Source organism: Pseudomonas sp. Bout1, from assembly GCF_034314165.1.
Lineage (GTDB): Bacteria > Pseudomonadota > Gammaproteobacteria > Pseudomonadales > Pseudomonadaceae > Aquipseudomonas.
In genome coordinates this window covers 558,079-571,612 of record NZ_JAVIWK010000001.1, presented here as the reverse complement: position 1 = coordinate 571,612, position 13,534 = coordinate 558,079, and the positions used below count along the sequence as shown (strand labels likewise).

General features: G+C 61.1%; 11 protein-coding genes. 5 read left to right on the top strand and 6 right to left on the bottom strand.

The window, feature by feature from the left end; translation table 11 throughout:
• Nucleotides 1-147: 147 nt before the first annotated feature.
• A complete protein-coding gene (gene orn / locus RGV33_RS02545; protein ID WP_322142985.1) occupies nucleotides 148-690 on the bottom strand; it encodes an oligoribonuclease in 543 nt (180 codons plus the stop codon).
• 106 nt (nucleotides 691-796) lie between these two features.
• On the opposite strand from orn, the gene rsgA reads away from it, so the two are divergent.
• Nucleotides 797-1,828: a small ribosomal subunit biogenesis GTPase RsgA gene (rsgA, locus tag RGV33_RS02540; RefSeq protein ID WP_177041275.1), complete on the top strand. Its 1,032-nt coding sequence runs from the start codon at nucleotides 797-799 to the stop codon at nucleotides 1,826-1,828.
• 64 nt (nucleotides 1,829-1,892) lie between these two features.
• Here rsgA and motB read toward each other — a convergent pair whose 3' ends face one another.
• Nucleotides 1,893-2,915, bottom strand: coding sequence for a flagellar motor protein MotB (gene motB / locus RGV33_RS02535; RefSeq protein WP_322142984.1), 1,023 nt, complete (start codon nucleotides 2,913-2,915; stop codon nucleotides 1,893-1,895).
• Nucleotides 2,916-2,918: 3 nt separating this feature from the next.
• On the bottom strand, nucleotides 2,919-3,770 hold the full coding sequence (gene motA, locus RGV33_RS02530) for a flagellar motor stator protein MotA (RefSeq protein WP_322142983.1): 852 nt from the start codon (nucleotides 3,768-3,770) through the stop codon (nucleotides 2,919-2,921).
• A 166-nt stretch (nucleotides 3,771-3,936) separates the two neighbouring features.
• On the opposite strand from motA, the gene RGV33_RS02525 reads away from it, so the two are divergent.
• From RGV33_RS02525 to asd, 3 genes are read left to right on the top strand one after another with little or no spacing between them, the layout of a single operon-like run.
• Nucleotides 3,937-5,472 carry an HDOD domain-containing protein gene (locus tag RGV33_RS02525; RefSeq protein WP_322142982.1) on the top strand — a complete coding sequence of 512 codons (1,536 nt, stop codon included), beginning with the start codon at nucleotides 3,937-3,939 and terminating at the stop codon, nucleotides 5,470-5,472.
• Between the two features lie 58 nt (nucleotides 5,473-5,530).
• On the top strand, nucleotides 5,531-6,346 hold the full coding sequence (rhdA, locus tag RGV33_RS02520) for a thiosulfate sulfurtransferase (RefSeq protein ID WP_322142981.1): 816 nt from the start codon (nucleotides 5,531-5,533) through the stop codon (nucleotides 6,344-6,346).
• A gap of 16 nt (nucleotides 6,347-6,362) precedes the next feature.
• Nucleotides 6,363-7,223, top strand: a complete 861-nt coding sequence (gene asd / locus RGV33_RS02515) for an archaetidylserine decarboxylase (protein WP_322142980.1) — start codon at nucleotides 6,363-6,365, stop codon at nucleotides 7,221-7,223.
• Between the two features lie 86 nt (nucleotides 7,224-7,309).
• On the opposite strand, the gene serB is transcribed toward asd, so the two are convergent.
• Complete coding sequence (serB, locus tag RGV33_RS02510) at nucleotides 7,310-8,524, bottom strand: phosphoserine phosphatase SerB (protein WP_322142979.1); 1,215 nt, start codon at nucleotides 8,522-8,524, stop codon at nucleotides 7,310-7,312.
• Nucleotides 8,525-8,658: 134 nt separating this feature from the next.
• Between serB and RGV33_RS02505 the strand changes: the two genes are divergently transcribed.
• Nucleotides 8,659-10,191, top strand: a complete 1,533-nt coding sequence (locus RGV33_RS02505; protein WP_322142978.1) for an AhpA/YtjB family protein — start codon at nucleotides 8,659-8,661, stop codon at nucleotides 10,189-10,191.
• A gap of 193 nt (nucleotides 10,192-10,384) precedes the next feature.
• On the opposite strand, the gene RGV33_RS02500 is transcribed toward RGV33_RS02505, so the two are convergent.
• Both RGV33_RS02500 and parC read right to left on the bottom strand, forming a co-directional pair.
• On the bottom strand, nucleotides 10,385-11,092 hold the full coding sequence (locus RGV33_RS02500; RefSeq protein WP_322142977.1) for a PqiC family protein: 708 nt from the start codon (nucleotides 11,090-11,092) through the stop codon (nucleotides 10,385-10,387).
• 177 nt (nucleotides 11,093-11,269) lie between these two features.
• Nucleotides 11,270-13,534 carry a DNA topoisomerase IV subunit A gene (gene parC, locus RGV33_RS02495; protein ID WP_322142976.1) on the bottom strand — a complete coding sequence of 755 codons (2,265 nt, stop codon included), beginning with the start codon at nucleotides 13,532-13,534 and terminating at the stop codon, nucleotides 11,270-11,272.

The following is a 13,534-nucleotide window of genomic DNA, read 5'->3' as shown; positions in this document are numbered from 1 at the left end:
AGCAGCCCCTATTGAAGGCAACGGAGTTTTTTCAGGGAGTGCGCTGTCAGGTTTGAGGGCCGCTTCGCAGCCCAACGGGGGACAAGCCCCCTCACCACAGACAAGCCCCATCGCCACAAAAGCCAGCTCACCTCAGGCACGACCGCTTTAGAACTTGATGAAATGCTTGCGGTAGTGCTGCAGCTCGGCAATCGACTCGCGAATATCGTCCAGCGCCAGGTGCGTGCTGCCTTTATGGAAGCTGTCTTTGACTTCCGGCGCCCAGCGTGCGGCCAGTTCCTTCAAGGTCGACACGTCCAGGTTGCGGTAGTGGAAGTAGCTTTCCAGCGCTTTCATGTGGGTATAAAGAAAGCGCCGGTCCTGGCAAATGCTGTTGCCGCAGATCGGCGACTTGCCCTTGGGCACCCACTTTTCCAGAAAGGCGATGGTTTCAGCCTCGGCCTCGGCCATGCTCACGCGGCTGTCACGCACACGCTGGGTCAGGCCCGAGTTGCCGTGGGTGCGGGTATTCCACTCATCCATGGTCGCCAGCACGGCGTCGCTGTGGTGAATGGCGATCACCGGACCTTCGGCCAAGGTATTGAGGTTGCTGTCGGTGACAATGGTCGCCATCTCGATGATGACGTCGGTGTCAGGGTTCAGACCGGTCATTTCCAGATCGATCCAAATCAGGTTCTGTGAGTTTTGCATGTCGTGGTTCCTTGGCACCTTGGCGTAGCTGCGCAGTTTAGCAGGCAGGGCGTGCTAGACTCGCGACCGTTTTACCTAACCTTTGCATTATCGACACGGAACACCAATGGCCAAACGCCAGCTCAACCGTCGCCAAAACTGGCGCATCGAAAAGATTCAGGGTGAACGCGCTGCCCGCGCCGCCAAACGTGAATCCTCCGCCGTGGAAGCGCTTGAGGGCGGCGACCTGGGCCCCGAGCAAACGGGCCTGGTGATCGCGCACTTCGGTGTGCAGGTCGAAGTCGAGGCCACCGAAGGCGATATCGCAGGCCAGGTGTTCCGTTGCCACTTGCGCGCCAACCTGCCTGCGCTGGTGACCGGCGACCAGGTGGTATGGCGTGCCGGCAACCAGGGCATCGGCGTGATCGTCGCCCAACTGCCGCGCACCACCGAACTGCGTCGCCCCGACAGCCGTGGCCAACTCAAGCCGGTGGCGGCCAACGTCGACATGATCGTCATCGTCTTCGCGCCACTGCCCGAGCCCCATGCCAACCTGATCGACCGCTACCTGGTAGCGGCCGAGCACGCCGGCATTCGCCCGCTGTTGCTGCTGAACAAGTTCGACCTGATCGACGAGCAGAACGCCCCGGCGCTCAACGCGCTGCTGGCGGTGTACCGCACCCTCGGCTACCCGGTGCTGGAGGTTTCGGCGCATCACGGTAACGGCATGGAGCAGTTGCAGACCGAACTGGACGGGCGCATCAGCGTGTTCGTCGGCCAGTCGGGCGTGGGCAAGTCATCCTTGGTCAACAGTTTGTTGCCGGAAGTCGAAACCCGTGTGGGGCCTTTGTCGGAGCTGTCCGGCCAGGGCACTCACACCACCACGACCGCACGGTTGTTCCACTTCCCGGGCGGCGGTGAACTGATCGACTCCCCGGGGATTCGTGAATTCGGCCTGGGCCACGTGAGCCGTGCCGATGTTGAAGCGGGCTTTATCGAGTTCAACGACTTGATCGGCACCTGCCGCTTCCGCGACTGCAAACATGACCGCGAGCCGGGTTGTGCCCTGCTCAAGGCCTTGGAAGACGGCCGCGTGCAGCAGCAGCGGATGAACAGCTATCGCTCGATCATCGCCAGCTTGCCCGAGACAAGCTATTAACATGTAGGAGCGATGTAGCAGATACAAAAAAGGCCGCGATCATCGCGGCCTTTTTGTACCTGACTTACGAGCCAGTGGCTGGCTGAGTCGGGTCTTTCACCCCACCGTCATCAAACAGATTCAGCTTCTGGCGCAGTTCATGAGCCGGTAACGGCTCCTGCCCCGGCGGCAGTGCATTCGGGTCGGTCGGCACTTCGCCGGGCGCCCCGTCACCCGGGGTCGGTACCGGCGGCGCTGCGTGCTGGTCACCTTCAATCGCACGCTGGGCCTTTTTGGTCAGCACGACAATATCTATGCGTCGGTTGATCGGGTTGAACGGATCTTTGGGATCAAACAGCTGCGAGGAAGCAAACCCCACCACCCGTGCGACTTGCGGGTCCGGATAGCTGCCTGCGACCAGTGCCCGACGCGCGGCATTGGCCCGGTTGGCCGAGAGTTCCCAGTTGCCGAAGTCGCCCTGGCCCGCATACGGCTTGGCGTCGGTGTGGCCGCTGACGCTGATCTTGTTCGGCACCGCCTTGATGGTGTCGGCCATGGCCAGCAGGATGTCTTCAAAGTACGGTTTCAACCGCGCGCTGCCGGAGTCGAACATCGGCCGGTTAGCGGCGTCCGTGATCTGGATGCGTAAGCCATCTGGCGTAATCTCGAAGGAAATCTGGTCCTTGAACTTCAGCAGTTGCGGGTTTTCCTCAACCTTGGTTTGCAGCTCCTGCAGCAACAGCTCCAGACGCTCCTGTTCAACCTGTTCGGCCATGCTCTCGACAGTGTCGCGCTCGATCGGAATTTTCTCCTGGGGCGAGTCGGTCTTGATCTCCGGGTTGATGGTGCGCTCGGGCGCCAGTTGCGGCGAACCACCGAGGTCGATCACAAAAGGCGTACCGCTCTCGGAAAACCCGATGGGGTCCTTGAAGTAACCGGCAATCGCGATTTTCTGTTCCGGCGTGGCGGTGGACATCAGCCACAGCACCAGGAAGAACGCCATCATCGCCGTCGCAAAGTCGGCGAAGGCGATTTTCCAGGCGCCGCCATGGTGCCCCGCAGCGAAGCGCTTGACGCGCTTGATGATGATCGGCTGGTTGTTTTCCATGGTTTAGCGACCGCGAACCGCTTGTTCCAGCTCGGCGAAGCTTGGACGGTGCTTCGGATACAGCACCTTGCGCCCGAACTCCACTGCCAGCGATGGCGGCATGCCGGAAGCCGAGGCCACCAGGCACGCCTTGATAGCTTCGTACAAATTCACTTCTTCCTTGGCATCGTGGGCCAGGGAAGTGGCCAGCGGGCCAAAGAAACCGTAGGCCGCCAGAATACCGAAGAAGGTACCGACCAGGGCCGCACCTACGTGCATGCCGATGGCTTTCTGGTCGCCTTCGCCAAGGGAGGCCATGGTCACCACGATCCCGAGAACCGCCGCAACAATACCGAAACCGGGCATACCGTCAGCGATGCCGCTCACGGCGTGGGATGGGTGTTCCAGCTCTTCCTTGAGGCTGAACAATTCCATGTCAAACAAGCCTTCCAGCTCGTGGGGCGCCATGTTGCCCGACGACATGATGCGCAGGTAATCGCAGATGTAGGCAGTCATGCGCTCGTCTTTGAGCACCGCCGGGTACTTGGCGAAAATCGGGCTCGCCGAGGCGTCCTCGATGTCGCCTTCAATGGCCATCATGCCTTCGCGGCGGCTCTTGTTGAGGATCTCGTAGATCAGCCCCAACACTTCCAGATAGAAAGTATGGGAGAAGCGCGAGCTGAACATGCCCAGCGACTTCTTGATCACGTGCATCGTCATGTAGCCAGGGTTGGCCTGCAGGAAAGCGCCAAATGCCGCGCCGCCGATAATCAGCACTTCGAAGGGCTGGATCAGCGCTGCAATCTTGCCGTGGGACAAGACGTATCCGCCGAGCACGCTCGCGAGGACGACGATGATGCCGATAATTTTAGCCATAGGGGATGGGTACTTGCGCCGTCGGGTTCAGGGTCATATTCGCAAGAGTTGAAAACTCTTGTTCTACTTATCGGCAAATCTGCGCCAGACTATAGCTCGTTAAGGCGAAAAACCAGTTCGGCCCGTCCCGGGCGTGTTGACCGCAAGTGATGATCGCGCCCCAATCATGGCAAACGAAACGACAGTCCCAACTCAAAAACCCACCTCGCTGGCCGCCTGGATAAAGCGTCTGGACGATGTGCTATTGCCTGTTCCACAGGCGAGCCACGACCGAGTGTGCAAGGCCATTGGCGACAGCCGAAGTTCGTTGCGCGATATTGCAGAGTTGATGCAAAACAGCCCGGCACTGGTACTCAGCGTGATGCGCGAAGCCAATAGCCAGGCCCACGGCAGCCTGGCGGAACCCGCAGAAAACCTCGAAGTGGCGATCAACCGTCTCGGTCTCAAACGCACCGAGCAATTGCTGGCGCGCCTGCCGTCAGTGCCGCTCAATGACATCCCCGTGGCACTGCGCCAGTTGCAAATGATCAGCCAGCACGCTTCGCAACAAGCCAGCGGGCTGTTCGCCAGCCGGCTGGCGCGGCTGTGGCAGGACATTCACTGGGGCAGCCTGCTATTCCTTTCGCCGCTGTGGCCGATGGCGATTGCCTACCCCAAGCTGCTGGAAGAATGGGAACTGCGGGTGATTCACAAGGGTGAACGCGCCCGCAAGGTCGAACAGGAACTGTTTGGTATCCGCCTGCTGGACCTGTGCCTGGGGTTGACCGAGGCATGGCGCCTGCCGATCTGGGTATCCCAGGGCTATACGTTGCTGCTGACCGAACAGCGCTGGCTGGCCAAGGCACTGCGTATTGCCCGTGAAGACGAGCCTTTGCGCCAACAGCAATTGCTGGATGCCGACCCGAACCTGCGCCGCTGGTTAAACCAGCCGGCCAACACCGTATTGCTGGCCAACGGGCTGGCGCTGGCAGCGCAAGAGTCGTGGACCTGCCCGCACACCCAGCGCTGGCAATACCTGACCGCGCTTTACCTGCAACAGCCGTTGGCCGAGGTACAGCAACAGTCTCACCAGCAGGCGGCAATCAGCGCCCGCACCAGCCTGATGCGCGATCTGTGGCACCCGGCACTGTCGTTGATCTGGCCATGGGATGTGCAGCGCGTTCACCACGGTTTGCTGCCCGCACCACCCCCCACCGCCGAGGCCCTGGCGATTTGGCGCAAGCGTTGCACCGAACTGCTGGTGGAGCCGAGCCGCTTTGCCAACGCCATGCACCTGACTACGTGCGCCAAGGAAGCCCTTGTGGCCTGCGGCATGCAACGGGTGATGTTGCTGATGGCAGACAAAACCCTGAGCACCTTGCGGGTGCATCAAGTCGATGGCCTGCCAAAAGACGCCGACCACATGAGCCTTGACGCCACACAAAGTACTTTGCTGCAACGCCTGCTCGCCAAGTCTGCCCAGGTGCGCCTGAACCCCGATAACCACGCCCAGTTCTCGGCACTGCTGCCTGCGCAGCTGCGCCGCCTGTTCAAGGGCGAGCACCTGCTGCTGCGCTCCCTAAGTTGCAATGGCCGGGTGGTGATGCTGATGGTGGCTGACCAGGGCGGCGGGCCGTTCTCGGAAACCACCGTGCAGGCCTTCGGCAAAACCGCCCAGTGCATCGAAAAAGCCCTGCATTGCTTTACCAACCGCAGCGCCTGATGCTTGCGCTACAATCGCCCTCCTTTAGCGCCTAACTTTTATGCCCAGGAGACCTCACATGCCTGACTTCTCTGGCTTGCCGCTGGTCATCGAGGCCAGTGACCTGCTCGGTCGCCTCGATGCCGAACACCTGATTCTGGTAGACCTCACCAGTGCCGCGCGTTACGCCGAAGGGCATATCCCCGGCGCACGTTTCGTCGACCCAAAACGCACCCAGCTCGGACAACCCCCGGCGCCGGGCCTGCTGCCAGCCAAGGCTGACCTGGAAAAACTGTTCGGTGAACTGGGCCACACGCCGGATGCCACCTACGTGGTGTACGACGACGAAGGCGGCGGCTGGGCCGGTCGATTCATCTGGATGCTCGACGTCATCGGCCACAAGAAATACCACTACCTCGACGGCGGCCTGCTGGCGTGGCTGGAAGAAAAACACCCTGTGTCTAGCGAAGTCCCGGCCAGCGTCGGCGGCCCGGTCAGCCTGACATTGCATGAAGAACCCACTGCCACCCGCGAGTACCTGCAAAGCCGCCTCGGCGCTGCCGACCTAGGCATCTGGGATGCTCGCGGCCCGCTGGAGTACTCCGGAGAGAAAGTCCTCGCGGCCAAGGGCGGACACATCCCGGGCGCGGTGAACTTCGAATGGACCGCCGGCATGGACAAGGCCCGCCAACTGCGGATTCGCCGCGACATGCCGCAGATCCTCGAAGACCTCGGGCTGACCAAGGACAAAGAAATCATCACCCACTGCCAGACTCACCACCGTTCTGGCTTCACCTATCTGGTGGCCAAGGCGCTCGGTTATTCGCGAGTCAAAGGTTATGCCGGTTCCTGGGGCGAATGGGGCAACCACCCCGACACCCCCGTTGAGATTTAAGGTTTAAGGACAGTAAATGAAAAAGCAGTTGTTCATCCTCAGCCAGTACTTGCTGCCCCACCACCTGCTGTCGCGGCTGGCGGGTTGCATTGCCGAATGCCGCGTGCGCTGGTTCAAGAATGCCTTCACCAGCTGGTTCGCCAAGCGTTATCAGGTGGACATGTCCCAGGCACTGGTTGAAGACGTGACGGCCTACGAGCACTTCAACGCCTTCTTCACCCGCGCCTTGAAAGACGGTGCCCGGCCTCTGGACCAAACGCCTGGCGCCGTGTTGAGCCCGGCCGATGGCGCCATCAGCCAGTTGGGCCCGATTGAACATGGCCGGGTGTTCCAGGCCAAGGGCCACAGCTTCAGCGTGCTGGAATTGCTCGGTGGTGATTCGGCGGTGGCTGCGCCGTTCATGGGCGGTGATTTCGCCACAGTTTACCTGTCGCCGAAGGACTACCACCGGGTGCACATGCCACTGGCCGGCACCCTGCGCGAAATGGTCTACATCCCTGGCCGGATCTTCTCGGTAAACCAGACCACCGCCGAGAACGTGCCGGAGCTGTTTGCACGTAACGAGCGGGTTGCCTGCATTTTCGACACCGAACGCGGCCCGATGGCCGTGGTGCTGGTGGGCGCGATGATCGTGGCATCGATCGAGACCGTATGGGCTGGCCTGGTAACACCGCCCAAGCGTGAGCTGAAAACCGTGCGCTATGACGAAGCTGCCCGCGGGCCGATCCACCTGGAAAAAGGTGCGGAACTGGGACGCTTCAAACTGGGTTCGACAGCGATCGTGCTGTTTGGGCCGGGCCAGATTAAATGGTCGGAAGAACTGCTGGCGGGCACGCCGGTGCAGATGGGCCAAGGCATGGGTTTGCCGAAAGCCTGACGACGACCTCTGTAGGAGCCGGCTTGCCGGCGATGCGATCTTGAGGACGCCATCGCCGGCAAGCCGGCTCCTACAAAGTGTGTGTACTAGAGCTGACCGTCGCGGTCGCGAAAGCCCAACAGGTACAACACCCCATCCAGCCCCAGGGTCGAAATCGCCTGCTTGGCCGATTGCTTGACCAGCGGCTTGGCGCGAAACGCCACACCCAACCCGGCAATGGCCAGCATCGGCAAGTCATTCGCCCCGTCGCCGACCGCAATGGTCTGCTCCAGACGCAACCCTTCCTTGTGTGCCAATTCCCGCAGCAAATCAGCCTTACGCTGTGCGTCGACAATCGGCTCTACCGCCACGCCCGTGACCTTGCCGTCCACCACTTCCAGCTCGTTGGCAAACACATAGTCGATACCCAGCTTGGCCTGCAATTGCTTGGCAAAGTAGGTGAAGCCGCCCGACAGGATCGCGGTCTTGTAGCCCAGGCGCTTTAGTTCAGCGAACAGGGTCTCAGCGCCCTCGGTCAGGCGCAGGGAGGCGCCGATGGAGTCCAGCACGCTCACATCCAGGCCCTTGAGCAGCGCCAGGCGCTCCTTGAAGCTGGCACGGAAATCCAGCTCACCGGCCATGGCGCGCTCGGTAATTTCCGAGACCTGCTCACCCACACCGGCAGCCTTGGCCAGTTCGTCGATGACTTCGGCTTCGATCAGCGTTGAGTCCATGTCGAACACCGCCAGGCGGCGATTGCGGCGGAACAGCGAATCTTCCTGGAAGGCGATATCGACGTTCAGCTCCTGGGCCACGCTGAGGAATTCGGCGCGCAGGGCCTGAGGGTCTGCCGGCTCACCGCGTACCGAGAATTCAATGCAGCCCTTGCCCTGGTCAGCGGGCGTGTCCAGCGGCATGCGACCCGACAGACGGTCGATGTGGTCGATATTCAAACCATACTGGGCCGTGATCGAGCTGACACGCTGCAATTGCTCGGCCGTTACCTTGCGGGTCAACAACGTCACGATATGGCGTTTCTTGCCCTGGCCGGCGACCCAGCTCTGGTAGTCCTCTTCGGACACCGGCGTGAAACGCACCTGTTGATCCAGCTTATACGCCGTAAACAGGATGTCCTTGAGCACAGACGAGGCTTGCTCGGTGCTTGGGATTTCCACCAGGATGCCGAACGATAGCGTGTCGTGAATCACCGCCTGGCCGATGTCGAGAATGTTCACACCACCCTGGGCCAGAACACCGGTAATGGCTGCGGTGAGACCCGGACGGTCCTCACCTGTGATGTTAATCAGGACAATTTCGCGCAAAGCGCACCCCCGAGCTGGAAAAAAACCGCATTCTACCCACTTTCAGTGACCATCGGGCACAGCCAGCGCTTTGCCGGTCTTGGGCCTGTCGCTATACTGCGCGTCAACTTCACGGACTAAAGAGCCGAGCTTAAGTGAACCGGCCCACGCCAGTAAAAACCGATAACTTCTTCCTGCTGATCTTCCGGGCACTGCGTCACCGCCGTGTACCGATCGCATTACGCATCGCCAGCCATAACGTGATCCTGGTCGCTCTGGCCCTGGTGATCTACGCCTGCGTGATGGGTTTGCAGTTCAAGCAGGCCATGCACGAGCAAGCCGACGCCCTGGGCGAGAGCTTGACCACCCAGACCGCCACCTCGGCGACTGAGTTGTTGGTGTCCAACGACATCCTCAGCCTCAACGTGCTGCTCAACAACCTGACCAAGAACCCGCTGGTGGCCCACGCCGCTATCTATAGCGTGGACAACCGGATCATGGCCGAAGCCGGGCAACGCCCGAAAAACGGCCTGCTGGGTGAGGCCGAAGGCCTGTACCAGAGCAATATCACGTTTCAGGACGTGAAGGCCGGCCAACTGCGCATCAGCCTGGACATGCAACAGTTCCAGCAGCCGATGACCATCAGCCTGCAAAGCATGGGCATCTTGAGCGCGATCCTGCTGGCCCTGTCGTTGGCCTTGAGCCTGCGCCTGGGTCGGCATATCTCCACGCCACTGATGCAACTGCGCATCTGGCTGCGGGATATCGACGAACATACCCCGGCCACCGACCGTCAGGACGAAATCGGCGACCTCGCCCGCCAACTGCACACCAGCTTCGCGCCGGAGCCCGTTGTGCCGGAGGTTGAACCCGAGCCCGAGTTCGACGACACCGATTACGAAGACGACGAGCCGGAGTTTGAAGTGCGCAACCTGCGCGACCCAAGCTTTGACGAGTCTGCGCCGGTGGCGGGCCTCAAGCCGGCCACCCGGCAGGTGATCAAGGCAGAAGAAGACGAACTGGACGAAGAAGACCCGTTCGCCGATCTTCGCGACACTTCAGCGCCAACCGCTCCTGCTGTGCAACCGGCTCCGGTGCGCAGCACCCAGCCCCAGCACAGCGCCGTATTGGCCGTGCAACTGGGCGCACAGGATCAGTTGCGCCGCTTGCCGCGGGCACGCCTGACCGAGCTGCTGGAACGTTATCGTGATTGCCTCGACCAGGCGGCCTCGCTGTACCAGAGCGAACTGCACACCCTGAACGACGGCAGCACGCTGATGCTGTTCCACAGCGAAGACAGCGGCGAAGACTACCTGACCAACGCCATCTGCTGCGGCGAGCTGCTGCGGGCCCTGGGCCATGCGCTGCAAATCGAAGTGGCCGACAGCGGCATCACCTTGCAGCTGCAACTGGGCCTGACGGTCGGTGACGATCTGTATGGCATGAGCCAGATTGATCTGCTGCTGACCGAAATCGCCCAGGACGCCTTGGCCTTGTCGCAACACAGCCGCAACCTGCTGCTGGTGGAACGCAAGATCAGCGATGACGTGTTGATCCGCCAACGTGCGCGGATCCGCCCGATTGCCAGCCCTGAGGGTGCGTGCTGTGTGGAGCGGTTGATGGAGCCTTATCCGTCGATGCTCGAGCGCCAACTGGCGCGGATGCACGAGACGCGGGCGAAGAACTAAAGATCATCGTTTAGCCCTTGTGGGAGCTGGCTTGCCTGCGATGCAGACGCCTCGGTGTACCCGATGTACCGAGGGGATGCTATCGCAGGCAAGCCAGCTCCCACACAAGCTCACACATTAGATCTGTGTACCGCTCAGATCCCGCACAAACAAAAGGCCCGCTCATCAGCGGGCCTTTTTATTTGCCTTCAGGTCAGAACCTGAACACTTCCATATCCGTACGAATCGGCACTGCCATCGGCATCTTCGGCTTTTCCGGTGCGGCGGGCTTGGCCGCCGCCGGGGACTGCTTACGCGGCGCTTCTGCCACCGACGGCTGGTTGGCCAGTGGTTTGAGAGCCACGGACAATTGCTGCGCCAGGTTCTGCAAGAGCACGCCCTGGGCCTGAACCTGGGACGCAGTGGTACCGGTGTGTTGTTCCTGCAAATGCACGATGCGGTTATCCCGCACCTGGCCGCGACGGTCGATCAGGCGCCACTGGGCGTCCAGGATCGCCGGCTGGGAAACACCGGAGTCCAGCCGCGTGATGGTCAGCAATACCTGCACGTCCGGGGTAAAGCCCGCAGGTGCCGGCGCCAATACCACACGCTGGCTGTCCAGATGGCCAGCCACCTGACGCAACATCAGTTGATTGATATCGGACGACAGGCTACCCGCCCAGCGACCATCGGTGGAACCTTGCAGGCTGCCGTCGTTCTGACGTTGCAGCAGGGTTTCGCGTTGCAGGTAGTCAGCCACTACAACAGGGCCAAGCAATACTGCCATGCCGGCACTTTGTGCAGGCTGGGCCGGACTTCCACTGTCCAGCTGATACAGCGACACAGGTTGATGTGTGCTGCAACCCGCCAGGCCCAAAAGGCCAGCGAGCAACAAAAATAAAGGAAGGCGCGGAGCAGTCATCATCCCATCCAGGTGGCTGCCACAAGGCGAACCACAATGTAATACTCAAAAATAACCTATACGCGCTCAGCCACGCCGGCGCTGGAAAGGCCATATCATCCGTGAATATGCGCCATGACTCCAGCGCGAAAGCGTCGATCTACGGGTTAAATCGTAGATCGGGTGCTCTATATCGCCTTAAACGGGCGTTTCCACCAGTAATGCGTCCACTCGCTGGAAGCCGCGCGGCAGTTTGTTGCCACGACGACCCCGCTCACCCTTGTAGTGCTCAAGGTCGTCAGGGCGCAGTGACAACGTGCGCTTGCCGGCCTGCAACACCAGGGTGGAGCCTTCCGGGATCACCGCGATGTCGGTCACGTACTCTTCGCGACTGGCCACCCGCTCCCCGGGAATACCAATGATCTTGTTGCCTTTGCCTTTGCCCAACTGCGGCAAATCACTGATTTTGAACACCAGCAAGCGGCCTTCGGTGGTCACCGATGCAAGCCAATTGCCTTCACGGTCTTCGACCGGACGCGGCAGGATAACCTTGGCGTTGTTTGGCAGGCTCAACAACGCCTTGCCCGCCTTGTTCTTGGCCTGCAGGTCTTCACCCTTGACCACGAACCCGTAGCCCGCATCGGAGGCGATAACGTACAGCGAATCATCGTCCGGCAGCAGCACGCATTCAAAATTCGCCCCTGGCGGTGGTGTCAGGCGCCCGGTCAACGGTTCGCCCTGCCCCCGTGCCGACGGCAAGGTATGTGCCGGCACCGAATAACTGCGCCCGGTGGAGTCGATAAACACCGCAAACTGGTTGGAACGCCCGGCCGCTGAGGTTTTAAAACCGTCGCCCGCCTTGTACGACAGGCCAGTGGCGTCAATATCATGCCCTTTGGCTGAACGAACCCAACCCTTTTCCGACAAAACGACGGTAATTTTCTCGTTGGGCAGCAGCTCGGTTTCGGTCAGGGCCTTGGCTTCGGCGCGCTCGACAATCGGCGAACGGCGGTCGTCGCCATAGGTTTCGGCGTCCTTGATCAGCTCGGTGCGCACCAGCTTCTTCAGCTTGGCCTCGCTGCCCAGCAGGGCCTGGAGCTTGGCTTGTTCCTTGAGCAGCGCGTCCTGTTCGTCGCGCAGCTTCATCTCTTCCAGTCGCGCCAACTGACGCAGACGGGTGTCGAGGATGTAGTCCGCCTGGATTTCGCTGAGTTCGAAGCGCGCGATCAGCTCGGCTTTCGGGTGCTCGGCGGTACGGATGATGTGGATCACTTCATCCAGGTTGAGGTAGGCAATCAGCAAACCGTCCAACAGGTGCAGGCGGCGTTCGACCTTGTCGAGGCGAAATTGCAGGCGACGACGCACGGTCTGCACCCGGAATTCCAGCCATTCCACCAGCAATGCCCGCAGGTTCTTCAACTGCGGCTTGCCGTCCAGGCCGATGATGTTGATGTTGACCCGGTAGCTGGACTCCAGCTCGGTGCTGGCGAACAGATGCTGCATCAGCACTTCGTGGTCGACCCGGCTGTTGGTCGGGATTATTACGATGCGGCACGGGTTCTCGTGGTCGGACTCGTCACGCAGGTCGGCGACTTGCGGCAGCTTCGAGGGCTTGGCCTGCATCAGCGCGGCGATCTGCTCCAGCACCTTGGCGCCAGACACCTGGTGTGGCAGCGCGGTGACGATGATGTCGCCGTCTTCAATGTGGTACACGGCGCGCATGCGCACCGAGCCTTTGCCGGTCTGGTAGATTTTCAGCAGGTCGGCGCGAGGCGTGATGATTTCCGCTTCGGTCGGGTAGTCCGGGCCTTGAATGTGTTCGCAGAGCTGTTCGACCGTGGCCTTGGGCTCGTCCAACAAGCGCACGCAGGCAGTGGCCACTTCCCGCAGGTTGTGCGGCGGTACGTCCGTGGCCATGCCCACGGCGATGCCGGTGGTGCCATTGAGCAGGATATTCGGCAAACGTGCCGGCAACACCAGCGGTTCGTCGAGGGTGCCGTCAAAATTCGGCCCCCAATTGGCCGTACCCTGGCCCAGCTCACTGAGCAGCACCTGCGAATACCGCGACAGGCGCGCTTCGGTGTAGCGCATGGCGGCGAAGGACTTGGGATCATCCGGCGCACCCCAGTTACCCTGGCCGTCCACCAGCGTGTAGCGGTAGCTGAACGGCTGGGCCATCAGCACCATGGCCTCATAGCACGCCGAGTCGCCGTGGGGGTGGAACTTGCCGAGCACGTCACCGACGGTACGCGCCGACTTCTTGTGCTTGGAGTCAGCGTCCAGGCCCAACTCACTCATCGCATAGATGATGCGCCGCTGCACGGGCTTCAGGCCGTCGCCGATATGCGGCAAGGCACGGTCCATGATTACGTACATCGAGTAGTTGAGGTAGGCATTTTCGGTGAAGTCAGCCAGCGACCGGCGTTCAACGCCGTCTAAGCTGTCTGCAAGGATGTCACTCAT